Origin of the sequence: Rathayibacter festucae DSM 15932 (assembly GCF_004011135.1) — a bacterium.
Classification (GTDB): domain Bacteria; phylum Actinomycetota; class Actinomycetes; order Actinomycetales; family Microbacteriaceae; genus Rathayibacter; species Rathayibacter festucae.
In genome coordinates, this window is sequence record NZ_CP028137.1 from 441,036 (window position 1) to 467,591 (window position 26,556).

Genomic DNA, 26,556 nt, shown 5'->3' on the forward strand with positions numbered 1-26,556 from the left:
CCGGAATCGCGTGCCAGCGATTCCGGCCAGCCCGACGCGACCCGCTCTGCGGAACGCACCACTCCTGGTGGCCGACCGCGGGGGAGGAGCCGCCTGCGGCTCCTCCCCAAGATCAACACTGTGTAACGCTTCCCGAGTTGGCCCTCCGCGGCGGCTGAGCGTTCCGACACCTTGGGTAACGTGAGGTCATCGATGCCCTGCAGTGCCGATCGTGCGCGCGGGGCCGAATCTTGGAGGACGAATCTTGACTATCACCACGCGTAAGGCCGCGTTCGGCGGTCTCGCCGCTCTGGGCGTCACCGCGCTTCTCGCCGGTTGCGCCTCCGCCCCCGAGGAGAGCGGCTCGAGCGCCGCCGCCGGTGGCGACTTCCTGCCCTGCATGGTCTCCGACGCGGGCGGGTTCGACGACAAGTCGTTCAACGAGCTGGGCTACAACGGCCTGGTCGCGGCGTCCGAGGACCTCGGCGTCACCCCGAAGACCGTCACCTCGGAGTCCGAGACGGACTACGCGCCCAACCTGACGAGCCTCGTCGACCAGGGCTGCAACCTGATCATCACCGTCGGCTTCGCCCTCGCCGAGGCCACCTCGGCCGCGGCGGAGGAGAACACCGACATCGACTTCGCCATCATCGACGACGCGTCGATCGACCTGCCGAACGTCAAGCCGATCACCTTCGACACCTCGCAGTCGGCGTTCCTCGCCGGCTACGCGGCGGCGTCGTACTCGAAGACGGGCGTCGTCGGCACCTACGGCGGCCAGCAGTTCCCGACCGTCACGATCTTCATGGACGGCTTCGCGGACGGTGTGGCGTACCACAACGAGCAGAAGGGCACCGACGTCAAGGTCGTCGGCTGGGACGTCGCCGCGCAGACCGGCTCGTTCACCGGAGGCTTCGCCGCCGGTGTCGAGGCCAAGTCGGCCGCGCAGTCCCTGATCGACCAGAACGCCGACGTCATCCTCCCGGTCGGCGGCCCGATCTTCCAGTCGGCCATCGAGGCCATCCGCGACTCCGGCAAGGAGATCGCCATGGTGGGTGTCGACGCCGACCTGTACGAGACCTACCCCGACGGCGGCGACCTGTACCTGACCTCGATCCTCAAGGGCATCGAGGCCGGCACGACCGACGTCACCTCCACCGCGGGCGCCGACGCCTTCGACGCGACCCCGTACGTGGGCACGCTCGAGAACGACGGTGTCGGCATCGCGCCGTTCCACGACTTCGAGTCGAAGGTCTCGGCGGACCTGCAGGGCGAGCTGGACACCATCAAGGAGGGCATCATCGACGGCTCGATCACCGTCGAGTCGCCGTCCGCTCCCGCCGCGTCCTGATCCCCGGATCGATCGCAGCGCACTGACGAAGAGGCCGGTGGGCCCGAGTTCTGCTCGGGCCCACCGGCCTCTCGTCGGCTGTCCCGCCGGCTCCCGCGCGCTGGCAGCCCGCACCGAAAGTTAGATTGGACCCATGAAGCTCGAACTGCGGGGCATCACGAAGCGCTTCGGCGCTCTCGTGGCCAACGATCACATCGACCTCACCGTCGAACCCGGTGAGATCCACTGCCTCCTCGGCGAGAACGGCGCGGGCAAGTCCACGCTGATGAACGTCCTGTACGGGCTGTACCAGGCGGAGGAGGGCGACATCCTGCTGGACGACGTGGTCCAGCGCTTCTCCGGCCCGGGCGACGCCATGAAGGCGGGGATCGGGATGGTGCACCAGCACTTCATGCTCGTCCCGGTCTTCTCGGTCGCCGAGAACGTCATGCTCGGCCACGAGGAGACGAAGTCGGGCGGGCGACTCGATCTGGCCGCCGCGCGCGCCCGCGTCCGCGACATCTCCGACCGCTTCGGCTTCGACGTCGACCCCGACGCGATCGTCGAGGACCTGCCCGTCGGCGTCCAGCAGCGGGTCGAGATCATCAAGGCGCTCTCCCGCGACGCGAAGGTCCTCGTCTTCGACGAGCCGACCGCCGTGCTGACCCCGCAGGAGACCGACGAGCTGATCGCGATCATGCGGCAGCTGCGCGCCTCCGGGACCGCGATCGTCTTCATCACGCACAAGCTGCGCGAGGTCCGCGAGGTCGGCGACCGCATCACGGTCATCCGCCTCGGCCAGGTCGTGGGGGAGGCCTCGCCGACGGCGAGCAACGCCGAGCTGGCCTCGCTGATGGTCGGCCGCGCCGTCGAGCTCACTGTGCAGAAGGAGCCGGCCCGGGCGGGCGACGAGGCCCTCGTCGTCAGCAACCTCACCGTCCGCGACGCGAACGGGCAGGCCGTCGTCGACGACGTCTCGTTCGAGGTCCGCCGCGGCGAGATCCTCGCGATCGCCGGCGTCCAGGGCAACGGCCAGACCGAGCTGACCGAGGCGATCATGGGCCTGCAGGAGCGCGTCGAGGGCACGGTGACCCTCGACGGCCGCCGGCTCGACGGCCTCTCCGTCCGCCGCGTGCTCGACGCCGGCGTCGGCTTCGTCCCCGAGGACCGCACCGAGGACGGCCTGGTCGCCGAGTTCACCATCGCCGAGAACCTGATGCTCGACCGCAGCGACAGCGGCCCCTTCGTCAAGGGCCTCGGCCTGCAGCTGAAGGCGCTGGAGACGTTCGCCGAGGAGCGCGTCCGCGAGTTCGACGTCCGCGCGCAGGGCATCACCACCCACGTCGGCCGGCTCTCCGGCGGCAACCAGCAGAAGGTCGTCCTGGCCCGCGAGCTCAGCCGTGAGCTGCGGCTGTTCATCGCCGCCCAGCCGACCCGCGGCATCGACGTCGGCTCGATCGAGTTCGTGCACAAGCGCATCGTCGAGACCCGCGACACCGGCGTGCCCGTCATCGTCGTCTCCACCGAGCTCGACGAGGTCGCGGCTCTCGCCGACCGCATCGCGGTCATGTACAAGGGCGGCATCATCGGGATCGTCCCCGCCGACACTCCCCGGGAGACCCTGGGGCTCATGATGGCCGGGCAGTCGCCCGCCGAGAAGGGTGCGGCCGCATGAGCGACGCGCAGTTGCCCGCCGTCGATCCGGACGCCGAGTCCGAGAGGGCGACCGGTCTCGAGCCGGGCCAGAAGCCGGGTCAGGAGGCGCGGCCCGGTCCGATCGAGAGCGGAGCCTCGCGCGTCCTCCGCGAGATCCTCTCCGGCACCGCGCTGATGTCGGTGCTCGCCGTGCTGCTCTCGCTGATCGCGGGCGGCGTGCTGATCGCCGCGACCGATCCCGAGGTCCAGTCGGCCGCCGGCTACTTCTTCGCCCGGCCGCTCGACACGCTGCAGGCGATCTGGCAGTCGGTCGCGGGGGCGTACTCCTCGCTCTTCCAGGGCTCGGTCTACAACTTCCGCCGCGAGGGCTTCGCGAACGGCATCAAGCCGCTGACCGACACCCTCGCCTTCGCCACGCCGCTGATCGCGGGCGGCCTCGGCGTCGCCCTCGCCTTCCGCGTCGGGCTCTTCAACATCGGCGGACGCGGCCAGATGCTGATCGCCGCCGCCTGCGCCGGCTGGGTCGGCTTCTCCTTCGACCTGCCGTTCGGCGTGCACCTGGTGATCACGCTCGCCGCGGGCGTCCTGGGCGGTGCGCTCTGGGGCGGGCTCGTCGGCCTGCTCAAGGCGCGAACCGGCGCGCACGAGGTGATCCTCACGATCATGCTCAACTACGTCGCGTTCTACTTCGTCTCCTACCTCCTGCGCACGCCGGGGGCCCTCCAGGCGCCGGGTTCGAACAACCCCAAGTCGCCCGGGATGAAGGACACCGCGGTCTTCCCCGACCTCCTCGGCTCCGGCTACTCGCTGAACCTCGGCTTCGTCGTCGCGATCCTCGCGACCGTCTTCGTCTGGTGGCTGCTCAACCGCTCGAGCATCGGCTTCAAGTTCCGCGCGGTGGGCGAGAACCCGCACGCGGCCCGGGTCGCCGGCATCGACGTCAAGAACAGCTACGTGTACGCGATGCTGCTCTCCGGCGGTCTGCTCGGCCTGGCCGGCAGCGCGCAGGTGATGGGCACCGTCACCACCGGCTTCACCTCCGGGATCGACGCGGGCATCGGCTTCGACGCGATCACCGTCGCGCTGCTGGGCCGGTCGCGGCCCTGGGGCGTGTTCTTCGCCGGCATCCTCTTCGGCGCGTTCAAGGCCGGCGGCTACTCGATGCAGGCCGCCGAGGGCGTGCCGATCGACGTGGTCCTCGTCGTGCAGTCGCTGATCGTCCTCTTCATCGCCGCGCCGCCCCTGGTGCGCGCGATCTTCCGCCTCCCGACGCCCGGGGTCGCCCCGAAGCGCCGCACGCGCCGCACCACGGAGGTGTCCGCATGACCACCGCAGTCTCCCGTGCCCCCGGGACCGCGTCCCGGGTCGCCGTCCGCAGCTGGAAGGCCCCGATCGCGTTCGGGATCTTCTCGCTGCTGGCCGTGATCCTGTTCGTGGCCCTCGGCCGCGACGGCACCAGCTCGTTCCGCCTCGCCTCCGGCAACGACTTCTTCGCCCTGCCGGATCTGCCGTTCCCGACCCGCGCCACCGGCGTGGTCGTGGCGGTCGTCCTGGTCGGTCTGACGGCGGTCGCCGTCGCGTTCACCCGCTCGGCCCGCCGCCTGCCGCTCTGGCTCTCGGCGCTCTTCGCGCTCGTCTTCCTGGTCGGCTTCCTGGTCTGGGCGTCCGCGGGCGCGACCCTGCCGCTGCCAGGGCTGCTCCTCGGCACCGTCGGGCTCGCGACCCCGCTGATCTTCGGCTCGCTCGGCGGCGTCATCTCGGAGCGTGTCGGCGTCGTCAACGTCGCGATCGAGGGCCAGCTGCTCGCCGGCGCCTTCACCGCGGCGATGGTCGGCTCGCTGACCCGCCAGCCGGTGCTCGGCCTGCTCGCGGCGATGATCGCGAGCGTGCTGGTCTCGTTCGTGCTCGCCGCCTTCGCGATCAAGTACCTGGTCGACCAGGTGATCGTCGGCGTGGTCCTCAACGTCCTCGTGACGGGGCTGACGAGCTTCCTCTACTCGCAGGTGCTGACCAGCGACGCCGCCGTCTTCAACTCGCCGGTCAAGTTCGACCGGCTGCCGATCCCGGGGCTCAGCCAGGTGCCGATCCTCGGACCGGTGCTGTTCAACCAGACGATCATCGTCTACCTGATGTACTTCGCGATCTTCGCGGTGTGGTGGGGGCTCTTCAAGACGAAGTGGGGCCTGCGGCTCCGCGCGGTCGGCGAGCACCCCCAGGCCGCGGACACCGTCGGCATCAACGTGGCCAGGACGCGGTTCTGGAACGTCTCGCTGGCCGGCGCGATCGCGGGCATGGGCGGGGCGTACTACACGCTCGACGCGGTCGGCGCCTTCGGCAAGGAGATGACGGCGGGCGCGGGCTTCATCGCCCTGGCGGCGGTCATCTTCGGCCGCTGGGACCCGATCAAGGCCACCCTCGCCTCGCTGCTGTTCGGCTTCGCGACCAACCTGCAGAACGTGCTCGGCGTCATCGGCTCGCCGGTGCCGAGCGAGTTCATGCTGATGCTGCCCTACGTGGTGACGATCTTCGCGGTCGCCGGCCTGGTGGGGCAGTCCCGCGGGCCGGCCGCCGCCGGCAAGCCCTATCTCAAATCGTGAGGACGGATCCGATGACCGACATCGACTGGGACGCGCTGCGCACCGCCGCGCTCGACGCGATGGGCAAGGCCTACGTGCCGTACTCGAAGTTCCCCGTGGGGGTCGCGGCGCTGGTCGACGACGGCCGGGTGATCTCCGGCTGCAACGTCGAGAACGCCTCCTACGGCCTGACCCTCTGCGCCGAGTGCGCGCTGGTGTCGTCGCTGCACATGACGGGCGGCGGCCGGCTCGTCGCCTTCACCTGCGTCGACGGCAAGGGCGGCGTGCTGATGCCCTGCGGCCGCTGCCGTCAGCTGCTCTTCGAGCACTCCGCGGACGGGATGCTCCTGCAGACCGTGTCGGGCGTGAAGACGATCGACGAGGTCATCCCCGACGCGTTCGGTCCGCGCACCCTCGAGGCGTACGCGGCCGAGTAGTCCCGCCCCGTCGCCGTCCGCGGTGCAGCCCGCCCTCCGCGGCCGTGCCGCGCCGCCGCCTCCCGCTCCCACTCCTGAACCGAGGACCCCGCATGACCCCGTCCACCCCCGTCGAGGCGTTCGACGCCGTCGACGTCATCCGCACCAAGCGCGACCGCGGCACGCTCTCGACCGCGCAGATCGACTGGCTGATCGACGCCTACACCCGCGGCTACGTCCAGGGCGAGCAGATGGCCGCCTTCGCGATGGCCGTGCTGCTCAACGGGATGGACCGCGACGAGATCCGCGACCTGACCCTCGCGATGATCGCGAGCGGCGAGCGGATGAGCTTCGACGGTCTCGGCAAGCGGACGGTCGACAAGCACTCCACCGGTGGCGTCGGCGACAAGATCACGCTGCCGCTGATGCCGCTGGTCGCCTCCTTCGGCGTCGCGGTGCCGCAGCTCTCGGGTCGCGGCCTCGGCCACACCGGCGGCACGCTCGACAAGCTCGAGGCGATCCCGGGCTGGCGCGCGGACCTCAGCAACGAGGAGATGTTCGAGCAGCTGCGAACCGTCGGCGGCGTCATCTGCGCTGCGGGCTCCGGGCTCGCTCCAGCCGACAAGAAGCTCTACGCTCTGCGCGACATCACCGGCACCGTCGAGGCGATCCCGCTGATCGCCTCCTCGATCATGTCGAAGAAGATCGCGGAGGGGACCGACGCCCTGGTCCTCGACGTCAAGTTCGGCTCCGGCGCGTTCATGACCGACATCGCGCGCTCGCGCGAGCTGGCCCGCGCGATGGTCGACCTCGGCAACGACGCCGGCGTCCGCACCACGGCGCTGCTGACCAACATGAACGTGCCGCTCGGCCTCGCGATCGGCAATGCGAACGAGGTCCGCGAGTCCGTCGAGGTGCTCGCCGGCGGCGGCCCCGCGGACGTCCGCGAGCTGACCCTCGCGCTCGCCCGCGAGATGCTGGCGCTGGCCGGGCAGCCCGACGCGGACGTCGAGGGCGCGCTCGACGGCGGCGCGGCGATGGACACCTGGCGGGCGGTCATCCGCGCCCAGGACGGCGACCCGGACGGTGCGCTGCCCGTCGCCCGCGAGACGCACGTCGTCCTGGCCGAGCGCGACGGCGTCCTGGTCGAGCAGCAGGCGCTGCCCTTCGGCATCGCGGCCTGGCGCCTCGGCGCGGGGCGCGCGCGCCAGCAGGACGCGGTGCAGCACGCCGCCGGCATCGACCTGCACGCGAAGCCCGGCGACCGGGTCCGCGCCGGTCAGCCGCTCTTCACGCTCTCCGCCGACGAGCCGTCCCGCTTCTCCCGCGCGCTCGAGGCGCTGGACGGCGCGTACCGCGTCGGCGACGAGGGCGACGCCGTCCTCGACGGCGGCCCACTGGTGGCGGAGCGCCTCGCCTGACCCTCGCCGCCGCTCGGGTCGAGCTCCGGCTCGCGGAACGGCCTCCGGCACGTCGGATCCACGGATTCCGGCGTGCCGGAGCTGTTTCCGCGTGCCGGGGGTGGGGCGGGCGTCCGGCTCGTGGAGTCGAGTCCGGCTCGTGGACTCCGCTGGTCAGGGCGTGCCGGAGCTGCTTCAGCGTGCCGAGGGTGGTCCGGGTGCAGGTCCGGCTCGTCCCATCGAGTCGGGCTCGTGGAACCCGAAGGTTCCGCCGTGCCCGAGCTGTTTCCGCGTGCCGGAGGTGAGCAGAGAGGAGCTTCGGCTCGTGAAACCTGCCCGGGCTCGTGGTATCCGCTGGTTCAGGCGTGCCGGAAGTGACTCCGCGTGCCGGAGGTGAGCCGAGTGGATGTCCGGCTCGTGGAACCGGCCCCGGCTCGTGGAATCCGAAGATCTCGACGTGCCGGAGCTGTTTCCGCGTGCCGGAGGTGGCCCGGTCTGCGCGCGCACCCTGCCTGACCCGGACGGGGTGGTGGACTCGGCGGAGGCCGGCGCGGGTGGCACCGTAAGGTGGTCGGCGAACCGTCGTCCCACCGGAGGAGCACCGTGACCGACAGCACCGAAATCGGCAGCAGCCACGAGGAGTACCTCCTCCCGGGCGAGGGCATCCTCATCGACGACCTGCCCAAGGTGTCGCTGCACGACCACCTCGACGGCGGACTCCGCCCCGAGACGATCGTCGAGATCGCCGCGGAGACCGGCGTCGCCCTCCCCGCCGAGGACCCCGAGGCCCTCGAGCGGTGGTTCACGACGACGGCGGACTCCGGCTCGCTCGAGGACTACCTCGCCACCTTCGAGACCACGATCGCCGTCATGCAGACCGCTTCGTCGCTCGAGCGCGTCGCCCGCGAGTTCGTGCTCGACCTCGCCGCCGACGGAGTCGTGCACGGCGAGATCCGCTGGGCGCCCGAGCAGCACCTCCGCGCCGGTCTCACCCTCGACGCGGCCGTCGAGGCCGTGCAGGAGGGACTCGAGCAGGGCGTCCAGGAGGCGGCCGCGCACGGCTCCCGCCTCGGCGTCGGCCAGCTGATCACCGCGATGCGGCACACCGACCGCTCGCTCGAGATCGCCGAGCTGGCCCTGCGCCACCGCGAGCGCGGCGCGATCGGCTTCGACATCGCCGGTGCGGAAGCGGGCTTCCCCGCGTCGCGGCACCGCCCCGCGTTCGAGCTCCTCGCCGCCGCGCACTTCCCGACGACCGTCCACGCGGGCGAGGCGGACGGCCTCGACAGCATCCGCTCGGCGCTTCTGGACGGCCGGGCACTGCGCCTCGGCCACGGCGTCCGGCTCGCGGAGGACATCCGCGTCGAGCGCCAGGACGACGACGCCAGCTACGTGACTCTGGGTGAGCTCGCCGAGTGGGTGAAGGACCGGCGGATCGCGCTCGAGCTCAGCCCCTCCTCGAACCTGCAGACCGGGGCGATCGCCGCGTGGGGCACCGAGCTCGCCGACCACCCGTTCGACCTGCTCTACCAGCTCGGCTTCCGCGTCACCGTCAACACCGACAACCGGCTGATGAGCGGCACGACGCTCAGCCGCGAGCTCGCGCTGCTCTCGGACGCGTTCGGCTACGACCTCGACGACCTCGAGGCGTTCCAGGTCAACGCGGCCGAGGCGAGCTTCCTGCCGCTGGACGAACGCCGCGAGCTGATCGACACCATCAGCGCCGGCTTCGAGGCGGCCTGAGCATGCCCCTCGACCCGCTCTCCGACGCCGCGGTGGCCCTGCGCCACCCCGCCGCCAGCTGGCGCGAGGCGGTCATGGAGGCGGGCCGCGCCCTCGAGCGCAGCGGCGCCGTCGACCCCGCCTACTCCCGCCGGATGGTCGAGCAGGTCGACGTGCTCGGCCCCTACATCGTGATCGCCCCCGGCCTCGCCCTCGCGCACGCCCGCCCGGGCAACGACGTGCTCGAGGACGGGATCTCGGTGGTCACCCTCGCCGAGCCCGTCGCCTTCGGCCACAGCACCAACGACCCGGTCTCGGTCGTCATCGGCATCGCCGCCACCCAGGCGCACGGCCACGTCGGCTTCGTCTCCGGCCTCGCCGACGTCCTCAGCAAGCCGGACGCGGTCGCGGCCCTCGCCGCCGCCCGCACTGTCCGCAGCATCAACGCCGTCCTCACCGACGACACCCCGCACCACGGAAGAAGCGCATGAAGATCGTCACCCTCTGCGGCGCCGGAATCGGCACCTCCGCCATCCTCAAGCTCGGCGCCGAGCGCGCCCTCGAAGCCCTCGACCTCGAGGCCGAGGTCGTCGCCTCCGACCTCGCCTCCGTCGACGCCCTCGCCGCCGACGCGCAGGTCATCCTCACCTCCAGCGAGCTGATCGACAGGATCGGCAAGACCTTCGCCGAGGTCGTCGTCATCGACAACTACCTCGACCAGACCGAGATCACGGCGAAGATCGAGCGGGCGCTGGGTTGATCCGCCGATAGGCGGATCAACCCAGTGCCGCTTTCTGAGCCGCTCCCCGCGCGGCCCAGCGCGGTCGGCTTCTCGACGTGGTCCGTTCCGCAGAGCGGGTCGCGTCGCGCTGTCTCGAATCGCTGGCACGCGAGCGGTGTCGAATTCTGAGCCGCCCCCTGTGCGGCTCAGCGCTGTCGGCTTGTCGACGTGGTAGGTCCCGTAGAGCGGGTTGCGTCGCGCTGTCTCGAATCGCTTGGCACGCGATTCTCGATCGCGCGCTCTGCCTGGAGGGTGCTCGCTCCTGGTGGGTGCGAGGGCGTGACGGGTCGCGAGATGCCAGTTGGGTACGCGACACGCCGGGGGAAGCGGGCTCAAGTGGCATCTCGCGAGGGGGGGTCAGGGCATCAGCAGGGTGAGGGTGCGGGTGAGGAGGGCTCGGGCGCGGGCGGGGGAGAGGCGGGTCGGCTGCTCGGCGGCACGGGCGACGGCGATGCCGTCGAGGACGGCGAGGAGGAGCGCGGCGTCGTCGGGGCTGAGCGACGCGGTGGGGTGCGCGGCGCGCAGCAGCTCCAGGACGACGTCCTCCGTGCGCGACCAGCCGGCGGTGTGCAGGGCGCGGATCTCCGGGTCGGTGCCGGCGCGCGAGGCGAACGCGGTCCAGACGACGGCGTCGGGGACATCGGTGTCCTCGACGCAGGCGATCGCCTCGCAGAAGGCGCGCAGGCGAGCGTCCGCCGACGGCTCCTCCTCCCGCAGGTCGAGCATCCGCCGGCGGAACCGCTCCTCCACCGCTGCCATCGCGCCCGTCAGCAGCGCCTGCTTCGTCGGGAAGTGGTGCTGGACGGCGCCCGCTGAGACGCCTGCTTCGGCGGCGACGGTCCGGATGCTGAGCTGATCCGCCCCGCGCGTCGAGAGGACGGTGACGACCGCCGAGAGGATGTCGCTCCTGCTCTCGCGCCGATCGGCCACGTGCGCTCCTCTCGATCCGTCCGCTCGAGCAGGCTACGCTCTCGACCATGACCAATACGACTGTATTGCCCGCCGTCGAGACGGCGAGAGCGCGCATCGACTCGCTGGACGTCGTCCGCGGCGTCGCGATCATCGGGACCCTCGGCACCAACATCTGGCTGTTCTCCCACCCCTGGGGACTGCTCGGGATGCTCAGCGAGCCGGTGACGGCCGGGACGTCCCCGGGCGCGCAGACCGTGCAGCTGGTGCTGATGGCTCTGGCGCAGGGGAAGTTCCTCGCCCTGCTCTCGCTCACCTTCGGCATCGGGCTGGCGATCCAGCACGCGTCCGCGGTCGGCCGGGGGCGACGCTGGCCCGGCCGCTACCTCTGGCGGGCGACGCTGCTCCTGCTCGACGGCGCGGTCAACTACGTGCTGATCGCGGAGTTCGACGTGCTGATGGGCTACGCGGTCACGGGAGCGGTGGTGGCCTGGCTGCTGCTCACCCGGCCGCGGACGCAGCGGCGCACGGTGATCCTCCTCGGCGCGCTGCACGTCCTGCTGATCTCGGCGCTCGTGGCGCTCGTGGCGACGCAGCCCGGTGCCGCCGGTCAGGGTCCCACCGGTCGCAGCCCGTACGCGAACGCCTCCTTCCTCGGCCTCGCCCTCTTCCGGCTGCAGAACGCGGGAGTCTTCCGGGCGGAACCCGTGCTGATCGGCGTCCTCAGCCTGGCGATGTTCCTGCTCGGCGCCCAGCTGCTGCGAGCAGGCCTCTTCGCGGAGGAGGGGCGACTGCTGCGGCGGCGGCTGATGGTCGTCGGTGCGGTCGCCGCTCCGGTCGATCTGGCGCTCGGACTCACCGGGAGCGCGGCCGGTCTGCTGGCCGAGCGCTACCTCGTCGCTCCGCTGGTGGCGCTCGGACTGCTCGCCCTCCTCGCCGAGCTCGGCCTGCGCCGGGGGAGCGACGGCTGGGTCGCGCGTCGCGCTCGCGAGGTCGGCCGGGTCGCTCTGAGCGCCTACCTTCTGCAGAACCTGCTCGGGGGCGCTCTGTTCTACGGCTGGGGTCTCGGGCTCGCGGTCTCCGCAGCCCCGTGGCGGGTGCCGGTGACGATCGGCGCGTTCGTCCTGATCGCGGCGATCGTCGTGCTCGCCGCGCATCTCTGGCTCCGCCGCTTCGCTGTCGGCCCGGTCGAGTGGCTCTGGCGGCGCAGCGAGCAGCTGGGGAGTCGTCCCTCCCGCTGACGACGTGGTGCGCCAGGTCCCGCGCCAGGACGGCGGGGTCGGGACAGCCGTGCGATTCTCCGACCTGGCTCGGTCTCCGAGTCTCTTCACCGAATCGAGAGGACTGAAGTGCGCACTCGCATCCGCTGCACGATCGCCGGGCTCACCACCCTCGGGCTCCTGGCGGGAGGTGCTGTTCTGGGGGCGGGACCCGCCCTCGCTCAGACCCCGTCCCCCGTCGCATCGGCGGCCGCCGCCGCGTCCTCTGCCACCCCGGAGTGGAGCGCGACCACGATCTACACGGGCGGGCAGCAGGTCACCCGCCAGGGGAAGCTCTACACCGCCGGCTGGTGGACCCGGGCCGAGGACCCGCTGCTGGTCTCCGGACCGGTCGGGACCGGCAGGGTCTGGCAGCCCGCCACCGGCGCGAGTGCGCCGTCCGCCACGCAGGCGCCCGCGCCGACGCCGACCGCCGCGCCCGCTCCCGTGTCGACGCCGACCCCCGTGCGCGCCCCGGTGCCCGTTGCCGCCGCGGTGCCGACCGCCGCGCCCGCGCCCGCCGCCGTGCCCGCTCCGGCCGCCGCCGCGTCGAACCCGTTCCCCGGCGTCGCGGCGTGGAGTGCGTCGGCGACGTACACCGGCGGCCAGCAGGTCGTGCGCGACGGCAAGCTCTACACCGCCGGCTGGTGGACCAGCGGCGCGGACCCCCGCACCGAGTCCGGAGCGATCGGGTCCGGGAAGGTGTGGCAGCCCGCGAGCGCGGTCGCCCCCGCCCCGATCTCGACTCCGGCCCCGACCTCGAGTCCGGCCCAGACCTCGACTCCGGCCCCGACGACGACTCCGGTCCCCGCGAAGACGGCGGTGCCGACGCCGACGCCGGCGCCGTCGGCCGCCACGGATCCCGCGAAGGCCCCCGGCGCCGCGGCACCCGTCACCGGAACGTCCCCCGCCGTCCTGCGCTCCGGCTACAAGGACATCACCATCAACATGGACTGGAACACCCACCAGCTGCGCACCGCAGTCGACGGCCGGATCGTCCCCCTCGTGGGTCCGGACTCCTGGGCGAGCCGGACCGGCAGCAGCGCGGTCACGCTCGCCTTCGCCTCCGGCACCGGGGACGCCCCGAACTGGGCGGGCGTCACGGCGGACGAGTTCCGCAGCTCGATCGACCAGCTGGTCGCGGCGGACGTGGACTACGTGCTCGCCACCGGAGGAGCCTCGGCGGTGTTCACCACGAACGCCGCGCAGCTCGACTCCTTCATCAGCCGCTACGCCTCGAAGAACCTGATCGGCATCGACTTCGACATCGAGCGCGGGCAGACCGCCGCGCAGATCCGGGAGCTCGCCGATGCCGCTGCCGTGGCCGAGGTGAAGTACCCGGACCTCCGGTTCCAGTTCACCCTGCCCACCGCGGCGGCGTCGGACGGATCGAGGTACAGCCTGACCGACGTCGGAGTCACGACCGTCGAGGCGATCAAGGCCTCGGGCGTGCAGCACTACACCGTCAACCTGATGGCCATGGACTACGGTCTGCCGACCGCCGCGAACGCGGTCATCGACTCGACGACCGGCAGGACCGACATGGGGGCGTCCGCCATCCAGGCCGCTCGGAACGTGCACGAGAAGCACGGCGTCCCCTACTCGAAGCTCGAGCTGACCGCGATGATCGGCGTCAACGACGTGACCGAGGAGGTCACCTCCGTCGCGGACTTCGAGAGGATCGCCGCCTTCGTGAAGACGCAGGGCCTCGCCGGACTGCACCACTGGTCCGTCGACCGGGACACGCCCTCCACGGTGGGCGTGGTGTCTCCGCTGGGCTCCGGGACCGCCATCCCGTCGGGGGCGTTCGCCGCGGTCGTCAACCGCGCCGGCTAGCACCCGTTCCCGATGCTGCGCCGCCCGCCGATCCGCGATCGGTGAGGCGGCGCAGTCCGTCCCGTCGCTCCTCCACCGCCTTCAGAGAGTCCTCCGCCGTGCGCTCCACCCCGCCCTCGCCCGCCGCCGTTCCCGCCACCGCACCGTCGTCGCCGCAGCCCTCCTCGTTGTGGGCCGTCCTCCGCGTCGTCCTGTTCGTGCTCGCCGTCGCGATCGCGGTGCTCATCGGCGTCTCCGTCGCGACACTCGCGGCCGCGTTCGCCCTCACCGCGTCGCTGCCGTTCGCCGTGATCGTGTGGACCGCCGTCTCGCTCCTGCTGGTGCTCCTGCTGGTCGCGGCGGCGGAGCGCCTCCTCCTGCGTCGCCGAGCGCCGCGCCGAACCCTGCTGCGGCGGCGGACCCCGGCCGCCGTGGCCGTCGTCGCCACCCTGCTCCTCGCTGCGCTCGGCGGCGCGACGGTCCTCGCGCCGGTTCCCGGGGCCTCGGCCCCCTCGAGCCCGGAGGCGCCGCGGTACGCGGATCTGCCGACCGGCTCGCGGGTGGCCTACTGGAAGGTCGACGCCCCTGAGCCCCATGTCTCCGAGGTGCCGATCGTGTACCTGCACGGCGGCCCCGGCGGCTACATCTCGCCGGGGAACGTCGAGGCGCTCGCGCCGCTCGCCGCGACCGGTCACGACGTCTACCTGTTCGACCAGCCCGGCGGCGGCTCCTCCCCGGACCTGCCGACCAGCGCGTACTCGCTGAAGCGGTCGCTCGCGGACATCGATGCTCTCCGCGAGGAGATCGGCGCGGAGCGGATCATCGTCCTCGGTCACTCGGCAGGGGGGTTCCTCGCCGCCGCCTACGCGGCGAGCCACCCGACGCACGTCGAGAAGGCCGTCCTGGTGTCGCCGGGCACCTACGACGTCTCCGAGGAGGGGCTCCGCGCCGCAGCCGCCGACGAGGCCGCGATGGCCGGTGCCGACGACCGGCACGACGAGCGGGATCCGCTCAACGACCGGCTCGCCTCCCTCTCGTCCCCTCGGCTGATCGCCGCCCTCACCCTGCTGGAGGCGGTGGGCCCTGACGCCGCGTCGAACCTGTACTCCCAGGAGGACGGGAAGCGCGCGAGCGCACTGGCACTCGGCCGCCCGACCGGCGTCAACCTGTACGAGAACCGCCTGCTGACCGCCGATTTCGAGGCGCAGTGGCAGGCCACGATCGCGAAGCTGAGAACGCTCGACGTGCCCACGCTCCTCGTGCGGGCCCAGTACGACTACGTCGACTGGCCCGGCCAGCACGCGCTCGGATCGGCCGGCCCCGACGCTCGCACCGTCTACCTCCCGGACGCCGAGCACGATCCCTGGGACTCGGCTCTCGAGCGCACGAACGCCGTCATCGCCGACTTCGTCCTCGATCGTGAGCAGCCCCTCCACTCGGGTGACGCCAACCCCGCGCTGACCGCGACCCCTGAGCGCTGACCTCCCGGCGCGACCAGCGCCGGAGGTCCCTCCTGCCCGCCCGACGACGGTCCACTCGGTCCGCGCCGGTCTCCCTCTCCTCTCCTGCCCCTCTGCCCGTCCCCTTCCTCTGGAGCCGATCCACCCATGTCCTCGATCCCGTCCGACCCCTCCTCGCCCGGCCTCCGGCACGCCTCCCGGCGTCCGCGTCCGCTGCTCCGCCGACTCCTGTCCGTCCTCGCCACGGCCGTCGCCGTCGTCCTCGGGCTCGCCCTGTCGACGGTCGCGGCGGCGTTCGCTCTCGCCGCGTCCCTGCCCTTCGCGATCGTCGTGTGGGTGGTCCTGTCCCTGCTTCTCGTCTTCCTGCTGGTCTCGGCCGTGCAGCGCCTGCTCCCGCGACGGCCTCGGCCGGTCCGCCGGTCGGTGCGCCTGCGCACCCCGCTGATCGTCGCCGCGGTCGCGACCGCCGCCGTCGGCGGACTCGCCGGCGGGACCGTCCTCGCGCCGATCGGCGGGTCGTCCGCAGGCTCCAGCCCGGTCGCCCCGCAGTACTGGGACCTCTCCACCGGTTCGCACGTCGCCTACTGGAAGACCGCGGCGACCACCCCCGGCGGATCCGACGTCCCGATCCTCTACCTCCACGGCGGCCCGGGCGGGTTCGTCGCCCCCGCGGACCTGGAGTCGTTGCCCACCCTCGCCGAGACCGGCCACGACGTCTACCTGTTCGACCAGGCCGGCGCCGGCTACTCCGCCGATCTCCCGCTGGACGATTACACGGAGGAGCGGACCCTCGCCGACATCGACGCCGTCCGCGAGCAGACCGGCGCGGACCGCGTGATCCTCGTCGGCCACTCCGCGGGCGGCTTCCTCGCGGCCGCCTACACCGCTGCGCACCCCGAGCACGTCGCGAAGGCGGTCCTCATCGCCCCCGGAACCTACGACCCCTCCGAGGAGGGGCGACGCGCGTCCGACGAAGCGCGGGCGGCGGCCGATGCCCGCATGAGCGAGGACCCGAGCGCCGACCGGGCCGCCCCCCTCCCGCTCGGCACTCAGCTGCGGTTGACCGCCGGTCTGGGCCTCCTGCAGACGGTCGGCCCCGATGCGGCCGTGAACCTGCTCTCCCAGGACGACGGCCGACGGGCGATGGCGACGCTGACGAGCGCCCCCAGCGGTCTCAACATCTTCTCGAACACGCTGCTGAACGCCGACTTCGAAGCCCACTGGGAGACGACGCTCGCCGGGCTCGGCGCGGTGCAGGTGCCCACGCTGCTCGTCCGACCGCAGTACGACCACGTCGACTGGCGCGGCCAGCACGCGCTCGCCCGGGCGATCCCCGGTGCTCAGACGGTCTCCATCGCGGGTGCCGACCACGATCCGTGGGCCGCGGCGTTCGAGCGGACACGCGCCGCCGTGTCCGACTTCCTCCTGGACCGGGAGCAGCCGATCTACACCGGCGACACCGACCCGGGGCTGGCGGACGCTCCCGACCGCGGCTGACCACCGCTCAGCGCAGGAGCTCGGCGGCTCCCGTCCGCAGGGCGTCGAGGCGGGCGGCGACGGCGCCGCGGCGGGCGTCGGCGTCCGCCTCGTGCGACCAGGCGTCGAGGTAGAGCTTCACCTTGGGCTCGGTGCCGCTCGGCCGCGCGATCAGACGGGCGCCGTCGAGGGTGAACCGCAGCGCATCCGTCGGCGGCAGCGCTCCGCCCGCCGCGAGGAGGTCCTCCGTGCGCTGCACGGCGAGGCCGCCGATCGCGGCGGGCGGAGCGCTGCGCAGCCCCGCCATGATCCGGCCGATCTCCGACAGGTCGGTCACCCGGAGCGAGATCTGCTCCGAGCCGAAGAGGCCGAACCGCTCGGCGAAGGCGTCGAGCTCGTCGGCGATCGTGCGGCCCTCGGCGGCGAGCGACGAGGCGAGGTCGAGGAAGGCGAGCGCCGCCGAGATCCCGTCCTTGTCGCGGACCGTCTCCGGGTTCACGAGGTAGCCGAGCGCTTCCTCGTAGCCGAAGACGAGGTCCGGGACGCGCGAGATCCACTTGAAGCCGGTCAGCGTCTCCGCGAACTCCAGCCCGTAGTCCCGGGCGACCGCGCCGAGCGCGGGGGAGGAGACGATCGAGCAGGCCAGCGCGCCGCCCGTCCGCCCCGCGGTACGGGCGCGCTCGGCGGCGCGCCAGCCGAGCAGCGCGCCCACCTCGTTGCCGGACAGGCGGCGGAAGCCGTCCTCGAGCGACGCGTCCGGGATCGCCGCGGCGAAGCGGTCGGCGTCGGGATCGTTGGCGACGATCAGCTGAGCGCGGCCCGAGCGCGCGGTCGCGAAGGCGAGGTCGAGCGCCCCGGCCTCCTCGGGGTTCGGGAACGCCACGGTAGGGAACGCGGGATCGGGATCGATCTGCTCGACGACCACGGCCGGCTCGTCGAAGTCGGCGGCGGAGAGCACCCGGTGCGCGGTCTCCCAGCCCACGCCGTGCATCGCCGTGTAGACGACGCGGAGCGGCGCCGACTGGCGGCCGACCGCCGCCGTCGCAGCGATGTAGGCGTCGACCACCGACTCGTCGGCGACCCGGTACTCGCCCCGGGGCAGCTCGGTGACGCGGCGCTCGGTCGCGACCGCGAGGATCTGCTCGGCGATCGCGGAGTCGACCGGCGGCACGATCTGCGAGCCGTCGTCCTCGCCGCCGAGGTAGACCTTGTAGCCGTTGTCCTGCGGCGGGTTGTGGCTGGCCGTCACCATCACGCCGGCGTCGGCGCCGAGGTGCCGCACCGCGAAGGCCAGGACCGGGGTCGGCAGCAGGCGGGGGAGCAGCACCGCGTCGGCGCCCGCGCCGGCCATCAGGGCGGCGGAGTCCTCGGCGAAGACGCGCGAGTTCTTCCGGCCGTCGTAGCCGATGACGATCAGCGGGCGCTCGAGGCCCTGAGCGCGCAGGTGGTCCGCCAGCCCGACTGCCGCCTGCGAGACGAGGACGCGGTTCATCCGGTTCGAGCCGGCCGCGATCGCGCCGCGGAGCCCGGCCGTGCCGAAGGCGAGGCGCTCGCGGAAGCGGTCCGCCAGCTCGGCCGCGGCGGCGGGGTCACCGGCGGCGTCGGCCGACAGCAGGTCGACGAGCTCCTGCCGGGTCTCCGGGTCGGGGTCCTGAGCGAGCCAGTCCTCGGCGCGCGCGCGGACGTCCGCCGTCACAGCGCGCCCGTGATCCCGGCGAGGAGGCGGGCGAGGTCGTCCTCGGCGTTCCGCCCGGCCTCGAGGACCTCCTCGTGGCTCAGCGGCGTCTTCTGGATGCCCGCCGCCAGATTCGTGATCAGCGACATGCCCAGCACCTCCATGCCGGCCTCGCGCGCCGCGATCGCCTCGAGGGCGGTCGACATGCCGACGATGTGGCCGCCGATGATCCGGGCCATCTGCACCTCGGCCGGGCTCTCGTAGTGCGGGCCGCGGAACTGCACGTAGACCCCGTCGTCGAGGTCAGCGCGGGTCTCGCGGGCCAGCGCGCGCAGGCGGGCCGAGTAGAGGTCGGTGAGGTCGATGAAGGTCGCACCCTCGAGCGGGGAATCGGCGGTGAGGTTGATGTGGTCGCTGATCAGGACCGGAGTGCCGGGGGTCCAGTGCTCCTTGATGCCGCCCGCGCCGTTGGTGAGGATCATCACCGAGGCGCCGGTCGCCGCGGCGACCCGGACGCTGTGCGCGACCCGGCGCACGCCGTAGCCCTCGTAGTAGTGGGTGCGGGCGCCGATGATCAGCGCGCGCTTGCCGGTCGGCAGCAGCACCGAGCGGAGGCTCCCGCCGTGGCCGTGCACGGCCGACTTCGTGAAGCCGACGATGTCGGTCGCCGGGACCGTCGCGGTCGTCTCGCCGATCGCGTCCGCGGCCTTGCCCCAGCCGCTGCCGAGCGTGAGGGCGATGTCGTGCTTCTCGACGCCGGTCGCCTCGATGATCTGGGCGGCGGCCTCGGCGGCGATCGCGAAGGGATCGGCGTCGGCGGAGTCGAGCGGATTGGGGGTCTGGTCAGCCATTCCCCCACCCTATCCACGCGCGACGCGAGGGCGGGCGAGGCCCGCGGACCCTCCCGGACCCGCGTCGATTGGGCGAACTTCCAGCGCGGGAGGACAATGGGAGGCATGCCTTACGAGTTCGAGCGCACGCAGCGGATCGCCGTCCTCGGAGGGGGACCCGGCGGCTACGAGGCCGCCCTCGCCGGAGCCCAGCTGGGCGCCGAGGTCACCCTCGTCGAGCGGGTCGGAGTGGGCGGCTCGGCCGTCATCACCGACGTCGTGCCCTCGAAGTCGCTGATCGCGACCGCCGAGGCCACCAATGCGATCGGCGAGGCCGCCGACCTGGGCGTGCAGTTCTTCACCCGCCACGAGCAGACCAACAAGCCGGTCCGCCCCGAGGTCGCGGTCAACCTCGCCACGGTCAACAAGCGCCTCCTCGGGCTCGCCCGCCAGCAGTCCGAGGACATGCGCGCGAACCTCGTCCATCACGGCGTGCGCATCGTGCAGGGCGACGGTCGCCTCGACGGCTCGAACGCGCTGATCGTCGCCACGGCGCCCGGCGACGAGGGGATGGACTTCGACCGGATCGAGGCGGACACCATCGTCGTGTCCGTCGGCGCGAGCCCGCGCATCCTGCCCTCCGCCGCGCCCGACGGCGAGCGGATCATGAGCTGGACCCAGCTCTACAACCTCAAGACGGTGCCCGAGCACCTGATCGTGGTCGGCTCCGGTGTCACCGGCGCGGAGTTCGCCTCCGCCTACCGCGCCCTCGGCGCCAAGGTCACGCTGATCTCCTCCCGCGACCAGGTCCTCCCCGGCGAGGACGCGGACGCCGCCGCCGTGATCGAGAACGTCTTCAAGCGCAACGGCATGGTCGTGCTGTCCAAGTCGCGCGCCGACCGCGTCGAGCGCACCGAGACCGGTGTCCGCGCCGTGCTGTCCGACGGCCGCGTCGTCGAGGGCTCGCACTGCCTGATGGCCGTCGGCTCGATCCCGAACACCGCCGGCATCGGCCTCGAGGAGGCGGGCGTCCAGCTCACCGAGTCGGGTCACATCCGCGTCAATCGCGTCGCGCGCACCAGCGTCCCCTCGATCTATGCGGCCGGCGACTGCACCACCTTCCTGCCGCTCGCCTCCGTCGCCGCCATGCAGGGCCGCACCGGCGTCTTCCACGCCATGGGCGACGCGGTGAACCCGACCGAGGTGCGCAACGTCGCGGCGAACATCTTCACCCAGCCCGAGATCGCGACCGTCGGCTGGAGCCAGAAGGAGATCGAGGAGGGGCTCGCGCAGGGCGAGATCTACAAGCTCCCCCTCGCCGCCAACCCCCGGGCCAAGATGATGGGCATCCGCGACGGCTTCGTGAAGGTCTTCGCCCGCACCGGCTCCGGCACCGTCATCGGCGGCGTCATCGTCGCCCCCAAGGCCAGCGAGCTGATCTTCCCCCTCGCCCTCGCCGTCGAGCACCGCCTCACCGTCGACCAGGTCGCCCGCGCCTTCACCGTCTACCCCAGCCTCACCGGCTCCATCTCGGAGGCGGCGCGCGCCATGCACATCGTCGGCTGAAAGCCGACGGCAGTGTTCATTTCCGGGCCGCTCCCCGCGCGGCCCGGCGCAGTCGGCTTCGCGATGGAGCGCGTTCCGCAGAGCGGGTCGCGTCGCGCTGCCTCGAATCGCTGACACGCGATTCTCGCTCACGCGCTCTGCCCTGCGGGTGAGCGGCTCCGACGGGTGCCCGCCCCCTGCTGATCGAGTAGCGCGCGGAGCGCGCGTATCGAGCGGAGGGGGCGCCTTCGGCGCCAGCGCAGGGCGGGGAAGAGACCGACGTCCTTGCGGTGGTGGGTCTCGATACGCCCCTGCGGGGCTACTCGACCAGCATGTCTGCGGGCGTCTCTTCCAAGTAGATCCGGTGCCGACGGGCGCAGTATCAGCTGTGGCGCGGAGTCATCGCTGGTGGGCGATGAGGGCGGCACCTGGCTGATGGTGTGCGCCTGGAGCTGCACTGCTGGTCGAGGGAGGGGGCGGTTTCATACGGTTGTTGCAACGGAGGGATGGTTGCATGCCGGGTCGTCGGTTGGATACGGGTGAGCGGGCTCAGATCGCTGTGTTGTTCGCTCAAGGGCTGCGGTTCCCGGAGATCGCGGAGTTGATCAAGCGTGATCGGACGACGGTGTGGCGGGAGCTCAAACGCAACAACGTGTATCGGGGCGCTCACACGGCCGGGATGCTCGCGCGGCATCCAGGTCGGCGCCGGTCGGTGGCTGCGGGGATCGGTCCGGGGTTGGGGGGTGAGTATCGGTGGGCGTATTCGGCGGCGGTCGCGCAGCGCAAGGCGGATGAGCGGGCGAAGCGCCCGAAGACACGCAAGCTCATAGCGAGGCGGCCGGCCGCGTCGCCGCTGTTATGGGGTCTGGTCGAGCAGAAGCTGCGCAGCAAGTGGTCCCCGTCGCAGGTATCTGCTTGGCTGAAGAGCGAGTTCCCTGACCGACCGGAGTATCACGTGTCTCACGAGACGATCTATCAGGCGATCTACTACCAGACCCGCGGAGAGCTGCGCCGAGAGCTCGCGCACGAACTGCTGCTGCGCTCAGGACGCGCCTCCCGCCGCCCGCAGTCCCGAGGCGCTCGGGCCGCTCGATCGGGCCGGCTCTGGGCGAAGGACTTCAACATCAGCACCCGCCCCGCCGAGGCCCAAGACCGCGCCGTTCCCGGGCACTGGGAAGGCGACCTCGTGATCGGCGCGCGAGGCACCTCCGCGATCATCACCCTCGTGGAACGCTCCACCCGCTACGTGATGCTCGGCTCCCTCCCCGAGGACCGCACCAGCGGAAACGTGACCGCCGTGCTCACCACCCTCATGCACCGACTCCCCGAGCATCTGCGGCGCACCCTCACCTGGGACCAAGGCATCGAAATGGCCCGCCACGCCACCTTCACCCTCGCCACCGACTGCCGCGTGTTCTTCGCCGACCCCCACTCACCCTGGCAACGAGGATCGAACGAGAACACCAACGGACTCCTGCGCCAATACTTCCCCCGCAGCAGCACCGACTTCCGCACCTACACCCAGACACAACTCGACACCATCGCCGAAGAACTCAACACCCGCCCCCGCAAAACCCTCGACTGGGCCACCCCCGCCCAACGCCTCGACCAACTCCTCGTTGCAACAACCACTTGACCACAAGGGGTCTCGATACGCCGCTGCGCGGCTACTCGACCAGCATGAAGGAGGCTTGCTCGACCACGAGCAGACTCAGGCAGAGCGCGTGAGCGAGAAACGCGTGTCAGCGTTTCGAGGCAGCGCGACGCAGGACGCTCTGCGGAACGCACCGCGTCGCGAAGCCGACTGCGCTGAGCCGCGCAGGGAGCGGCTCAGAAAAAGGCTCAGCTCTCGATAGAGAGCAGCACGTGGCCCGAGGAGACCGTGGTGCCGGCCTCCGCGTTCAGGGAGCGGACGACGCCGTCCTTGTGGGCGGTGAGGGGCTGCTCCATCTTCATCGCCTCGAGGACGACGACGAGGTCGCCGGTGACGACGGTGTCGCCCTCGGCGACGGCGACCTTGACGATGGTGGCCTGCATCGGCGCGGTGACGGAGTCGCCGGTGACGGTGCTGACGGAGGCGGAGCCGCGGCGCTTGGGGGCGGCGGCGGCGGGGCCGCGGGAGGGGCCGGAGCCGACGAGGTCGCTCGGCAGGGTGACCTCGACGCGGCGGCCGTCGACCTCGACCACGACGCTCTGACGCGCGGCCGGTCCGTCGATCGCGCCGGGCTCGCCGCTCCAGGCCTCGATGGTGTTGTCGAACTCGGTCTCGATCCAGCGGGTGTAGATCGAGAACGGCTCGTCGCCGGCGGGGGCGAACGCCGGGTCCTCGACGATGGCGCGGTGGAACGGCAGCACGGTCGGCAGGCCGGTGACCTCGAACTCGGCGAGGGCGCGGCGCGAGCGCTCGAGGGCCTCGGCGCGGGTGGCGCCGGTGACGATCAGCTTGGCCAGCAGGGAGTCGAACGAGCCGGAGATCACGTCGCCGGCCACGACGCCGGAGTCGACGCGGACGCCCGGTCCGCCGGGTGCCTTGAAGACGTGCACGGGGCCGGGGGCGGGCAGGAAGCCGCGGCCGGCGTCCTCGCCGTTGATGCGGAACTCGAAGGAGTGGCCGCGCGGCTGCGGGTCCTCGTAGTCGAGCAGGCCGCCCTCGGCGAGGCGGAACTGCTCGCGGACGAGGTCGATGCCGGTGACCTCCTCGGAGACGGGGTGCTCGACCTGCAGGCGGGTGTTCACCTCGAGGAAGGAGACGGTGCCGTCCTTGCCGATCAGGAACTCGCAGGTGCCGGCGCCGACGTAGCCGACCTCGCGCAGGATCGCCTTCGAGGCGCGGTAGAGCTCGGTGTTCTGCTCGTCGGTGAGGAACGGCGCGGGCGCCTCCTCGACCAGCTTCTGGTGCCGGCGCTGCAGCGAGCAGTCGCGGGTGGAGACGACGACGACGTTCCCGCTCGAGTCGGCGAGGCACTGGGTCTCGACGTGGCGCGGCTGGTCGAGGTACTTCTCGACGAAGCACTCGCCGCGGCCGAAGGCGGCGATCGCCTCGCGGGTGGCGGAGGCGAACATCTCCTCGACCTCGTCGCGCTCGCGGGCGACCTTGAGGCCGCGGCCGCCGCCGCCGAAGGCCGCCTTGATGGCGACGGGGAGCCCGAACTGGTCGACGAACTCGAGCACCTCGGCGGCGCCCGAGACAGGGTTCAGGGTCCCGGGCGCGAGCGGAGCGCCGACCTTCTCGGCGACGTGGCGGGCCGAGACCTTGTCGCCGAGGCGCTCGATGGCCTCGGGCGACGGGCCGATCCAGACCAGTCCGGCGTCGATCACGGCGCGGGCGAAGTCGGCGTTCTCGGCGAGGAAGCCGTAGCCGGGGTGCACGGCGTCGGCGCCGGAGCGGCGGGCGACCGAGAGCAGCTTCTCGATGACGAGGTACGTCTCGGCGCTGGTCGTGCCGCCGAGCGCGTACGCCTCGTCGGCGAGGCGGCTGTGCACGGCGTCGCGATCCTGATCGGCGTAGACGGCGACGGAGGCGATGCCGCTGTCGCGGGCGGCCCGGACGACGCGGACGGCGATCTCGCCTCGGTTGGCGATGAGCACCTTCGTGATACCTGGCATGGTCCCCAACCCTAGAGGGCGGCCCGCGGATGCCCGGCGCGGCTCACCACAAAGAAGGGCGAGCGCTTCGTCGGTTCCACACAAGATCGGCCGGGAGCGGGCGGTGTCAGCGGTTCCCGGGCGTCAGCGGTTCCAGAGCGACGGCCAGGACACCCCGAGCTCGCGCACGAGCGAGCGCAGCGTCGGCACGGACATCCCGATCACCGTCGACGGGTCGCCCTCGATCGCGGTGATGAAGCCGGCGCCGCGGCCGTCGATCGTGAACGCGCCGGCCACCTCGAGCGGCTCCCCGGTCGCGACGTAGGCGTCGATCTCGTCGTCCTCGATGTCCGCGGCGAAGGTGACGGCGGCGGAGGTGACCGCGCCGGTCTCGGCGACGATCCGACCGCCGCGGTGGTCGATCAGCCAGTGGCCGGAGTGCAGGCGTCCGGTGCGCCCCCGCTGCGCCCGCCAGCGCTCGCGGGCGCGCTCGGGCTCGTGCGGCTTGCCGTGCACGACGCCGTCGAGCACGAAGGCGGAGTCGCCGCCGAGGACGAGTCCGTCGATCTCCGGCCCGAGGACGGCCGTCGCCTTGGCGCGGGCGAGCAGCGCCACGGTCGCGTCGGCGTCCAGCGCGGCCCCGCGCTCCCGCTCGGCGCGGGCGACGGCGGCCGGCTCGTCGACCTCCGAGGGGACGACCACGGGCTCGATCCCGGCGGCGCGCAGCAGTGCCAGGCGGGCGGGGGAGGTGGAGGCGAGGTGGAGGCGCACGAGGGCTCCCTGCGATCGGGCCCACGCTGTGGGATGCTCGACGGATGGCACAGACCCCGCCCCGCGCGTCCGACCGAGCCGCGGGGACCGGCGAGGCACTCGGGACCGAGATCGAGCTCGACATTAGCAACGTCGCCCACGGCGGCGTCTTCGTCGCCCGGCACGAGGGCCGCGTCGTCTTCGTCCCCGACGTGCTGCCCGGCGAGCGGGTCCGCGTGCGGGTCAGCGAGGTCCGCCACGACAGCTTCTGGCGCGGAGAGGCGCTCGAGGTGCTCGAGGCGTCGCCGCACCGCGTCGAGCACGTGTGGGCGCAGGCCGGCATCGACCGCCGTCCCGAGGAGCGCGTCGGCGGCGCCGAGTTCGGCCACGCCGCGCTCGAGTACCAGCGCGAGCTCAAGCGCGCCGTGCTGGTCGACTCCTTCTCCCGCTTCGCCCGGCGCGAGGTCGACGTCGTCGTCGCCCCGGTCGCGGGCGACGACGAGACCGGCGGCCTCGGCTGGCGCACCCGCAACCGCCTGCACGTCGACGACTCCGGCCGCGTCGGTCCCTACGCCGCGCGCAGTCACCACGTCGTCGACGTCGAGGGCCTGCCGCTCGCGACCGCCGCCTCCTCGGCCGCGGCCCCGCTCGACCAGCGCCTGGCCCCGGGATCCGTCGTCGACCTCGTCGACGCCGCAGGATCGGACGGCGCGGCCGTGCTCGTGCACGACCCGTCCGACAAGCGCGCGAAGAGGGACCGCACGGTCGTCTCCGAGTTCGTCGCCGACCGCACCTTCCGCGTCGACCGCTCCGGCTTCTGGCAGGTGCATCGCGGAGCCGCGGCGACCCTCTTCGACGCGGTGCAGGCCGCCGTCGACGCCGGCGTCGCCGACGTCCGTGCCGCCAACCACGACCTCTACGGCGGAGTCGGGCTGCTCGCCGCCGCGCTGGCCGACCACCTCGGCGCCGGCGTCCGCGTGACGAGCGTCGAGAGCGACGCGCGGGCCACGGAGCACGCCCTGGAGAACCTCGCCGATCAGGTCGGTGCCCGCGCGACGACCGCCCGGGTCGACCGCTACCTCCGCGACGCACTGGCCCAGGCCGACGCCCGGGAGCGCGGGCGCTGGCGGGCCGCGACGGTCGTCCTCGATCCGCCCCGGGCCGGAGCCGGCCGCGCGGTGACCGACGCCCTGATCGAACTCGCGCCCGCGCAGCTGGTCTACGTCGCCTGCGATCCCGTGGCCCTCGCCCGCGACGTCGGCGCGCTCTCCGCCGGCGGCTACGAGCTCGAGCGGCTCGACGGCTTCGACCTCTTCCCGCACACCTCGCACGTGGAGGCCGTCGCCCGCCTCGTGCGCCGAGACGGCTGAGCGCCGCGTCGCTAGCATGAGC

General features: G+C 72.4%; 21 protein-coding genes. 16 read left to right on the forward strand and 5 right to left on the reverse strand.

Annotation, left to right across the window (positions count from 1 at the left end):
- Positions 1-244: 244 nt before the first annotated feature.
- From C1I64_RS02175 to C1I64_RS02215, 9 genes are all read left to right on the forward strand, one after another.
- On the forward strand, positions 245-1,330 hold the full coding sequence (locus tag C1I64_RS02175) for a BMP family lipoprotein (RefSeq protein ID WP_123445290.1): 1,086 nt from the start codon (positions 245-247) through the stop codon (positions 1,328-1,330).
- Between the two features lie 133 nt (positions 1,331-1,463).
- Positions 1,464-2,984, forward strand: coding sequence for an ABC transporter ATP-binding protein (locus C1I64_RS02180; protein WP_123445291.1), 1,521 nt, complete (start codon positions 1,464-1,466; stop codon positions 2,982-2,984).
- Complete coding sequence (locus tag C1I64_RS02185) at positions 2,981-4,291, forward strand: ABC transporter permease (protein ID WP_127886062.1); 1,311 nt, start codon at positions 2,981-2,983, stop codon at positions 4,289-4,291. The genes C1I64_RS02180 and C1I64_RS02185 overlap by 4 nt, the downstream gene beginning before the upstream one ends.
- Entirely contained in the window at positions 4,288-5,562 is a 1,275-nt protein-coding gene (locus C1I64_RS02190; RefSeq protein ID WP_123735200.1) for an ABC transporter permease, read from the forward strand. The genes C1I64_RS02185 and C1I64_RS02190 overlap by 4 nt, the downstream gene beginning before the upstream one ends.
- An 11-nt stretch (positions 5,563-5,573) precedes the next feature.
- Complete coding sequence (locus tag C1I64_RS02195) at positions 5,574-5,978, forward strand: cytidine deaminase (protein WP_123445294.1); 405 nt, start codon at positions 5,574-5,576, stop codon at positions 5,976-5,978.
- A gap of 92 nt (positions 5,979-6,070) precedes the next feature.
- A complete protein-coding gene (locus tag C1I64_RS02200) occupies positions 6,071-7,378 on the forward strand; it encodes a thymidine phosphorylase (protein WP_127886063.1) in 1,308 nt (435 codons plus the stop codon).
- A gap of 600 nt (positions 7,379-7,978) precedes the next feature.
- Positions 7,979-9,100: an adenosine deaminase gene (locus tag C1I64_RS02205; protein WP_123445389.1), complete on the forward strand. Its 1,122-nt coding sequence runs from the start codon at positions 7,979-7,981 to the stop codon at positions 9,098-9,100.
- Between the two features lie 2 nt (positions 9,101-9,102).
- Entirely contained in the window at positions 9,103-9,570 is a 468-nt protein-coding gene (locus C1I64_RS02210; RefSeq protein ID WP_127886064.1) for a PTS sugar transporter subunit IIA, read from the forward strand.
- Entirely contained in the window at positions 9,567-9,839 is a 273-nt protein-coding gene (locus C1I64_RS02215; protein WP_127886065.1) for a PTS sugar transporter subunit IIB, read from the forward strand. The genes C1I64_RS02210 and C1I64_RS02215 overlap by 4 nt, the downstream gene beginning before the upstream one ends.
- A 378-nt stretch (positions 9,840-10,217) precedes the next feature.
- Here the strand turns inward: C1I64_RS02215 and C1I64_RS02220 are convergent, their stop codons facing one another.
- Entirely contained in the window at positions 10,218-10,790 is a 573-nt protein-coding gene (locus tag C1I64_RS02220) for a TetR/AcrR family transcriptional regulator (protein WP_127886066.1), read from the reverse strand.
- A gap of 47 nt (positions 10,791-10,837) precedes the next feature.
- Here C1I64_RS02220 and C1I64_RS02225 point away from each other — a divergent pair, with 47 nt between their 5' ends.
- The 4 genes from C1I64_RS02225 to C1I64_RS02240 all read left to right on the forward strand — a co-directional run bounded on the left by C1I64_RS02225 (position 10,838) and on the right by C1I64_RS02240 (position 16,800).
- Positions 10,838-12,010, forward strand: coding sequence for a DUF418 domain-containing protein (locus tag C1I64_RS02225; RefSeq protein WP_127886067.1), 1,173 nt, complete (start codon positions 10,838-10,840; stop codon positions 12,008-12,010).
- Between the two features lie 108 nt (positions 12,011-12,118).
- Positions 12,119-13,864, forward strand: a complete 1,746-nt coding sequence (locus C1I64_RS02230) for a carbohydrate-binding protein (RefSeq protein ID WP_127886068.1) — start codon at positions 12,119-12,121, stop codon at positions 13,862-13,864.
- Between the two features lie 98 nt (positions 13,865-13,962).
- Positions 13,963-15,324, forward strand: a complete 1,362-nt coding sequence (locus tag C1I64_RS02235; protein ID WP_164874420.1) for an alpha/beta hydrolase — start codon at positions 13,963-13,965, stop codon at positions 15,322-15,324.
- 126 nt (positions 15,325-15,450) lie between these two features.
- Positions 15,451-16,800 (forward strand): alpha/beta hydrolase, encoded by a 1,350-nt coding sequence (locus tag C1I64_RS02240; RefSeq protein ID WP_127886070.1) that lies wholly within the window; start codon positions 15,451-15,453, stop codon positions 16,798-16,800.
- Positions 16,801-16,807: 7 nt separating this feature from the next.
- On the opposite strand, the gene C1I64_RS02245 is transcribed toward C1I64_RS02240, so the two are convergent.
- Together C1I64_RS02245 and C1I64_RS02250 are read right to left on the reverse strand one after the other, a co-directional pair.
- Positions 16,808-18,475, reverse strand: coding sequence for a phospho-sugar mutase (locus C1I64_RS02245; protein ID WP_127886071.1), 1,668 nt, complete (start codon positions 18,473-18,475; stop codon positions 16,808-16,810).
- Positions 18,472-19,305: a purine-nucleoside phosphorylase gene (locus tag C1I64_RS02250; RefSeq protein ID WP_123445303.1), complete on the reverse strand. Its 834-nt coding sequence runs from the start codon at positions 19,303-19,305 to the stop codon at positions 18,472-18,474. The genes C1I64_RS02245 and C1I64_RS02250 overlap by 4 nt, the downstream gene beginning before the upstream one ends.
- A gap of 105 nt (positions 19,306-19,410) precedes the next feature.
- Between C1I64_RS02250 and C1I64_RS02255 the strand changes: the two genes are divergently transcribed.
- Both C1I64_RS02255 and C1I64_RS02260 read left to right on the forward strand, forming a co-directional pair.
- Positions 19,411-20,850: an NAD(P)H-quinone dehydrogenase gene (locus C1I64_RS02255; protein ID WP_127886072.1), complete on the forward strand. Its 1,440-nt coding sequence runs from the start codon at positions 19,411-19,413 to the stop codon at positions 20,848-20,850.
- Positions 20,851-21,343: 493 nt separating this feature from the next.
- On the forward strand, positions 21,344-22,465 hold the full coding sequence (locus tag C1I64_RS02260) for an IS30 family transposase (RefSeq protein WP_127886073.1): 1,122 nt from the start codon (positions 21,344-21,346) through the stop codon (positions 22,463-22,465).
- A gap of 206 nt (positions 22,466-22,671) precedes the next feature.
- Here the strand turns inward: C1I64_RS02260 and C1I64_RS02265 are convergent, their stop codons facing one another.
- Both C1I64_RS02265 and C1I64_RS02270 read right to left on the reverse strand, forming a co-directional pair.
- A complete protein-coding gene (locus C1I64_RS02265; RefSeq protein WP_127886074.1) occupies positions 22,672-24,435 on the reverse strand; it encodes an acetyl/propionyl/methylcrotonyl-CoA carboxylase subunit alpha in 1,764 nt (587 codons plus the stop codon).
- A 123-nt stretch (positions 24,436-24,558) separates the two neighbouring features.
- The gene (locus C1I64_RS02270; protein ID WP_123445306.1) at positions 24,559-25,185 is read right to left on the reverse strand and encodes a Maf family protein; all 627 of its coding nucleotides are present in this window, start codon (positions 25,183-25,185) and stop codon (positions 24,559-24,561) included.
- Positions 25,186-25,229: 44 nt separating this feature from the next.
- On the opposite strand from C1I64_RS02270, the gene C1I64_RS02275 reads away from it, so the two are divergent.
- Entirely contained in the window at positions 25,230-26,534 is a 1,305-nt protein-coding gene (locus C1I64_RS02275; protein WP_123445307.1) for a class I SAM-dependent RNA methyltransferase, read from the forward strand.
- Positions 26,535-26,556: the final 22 nt, after the last annotated feature.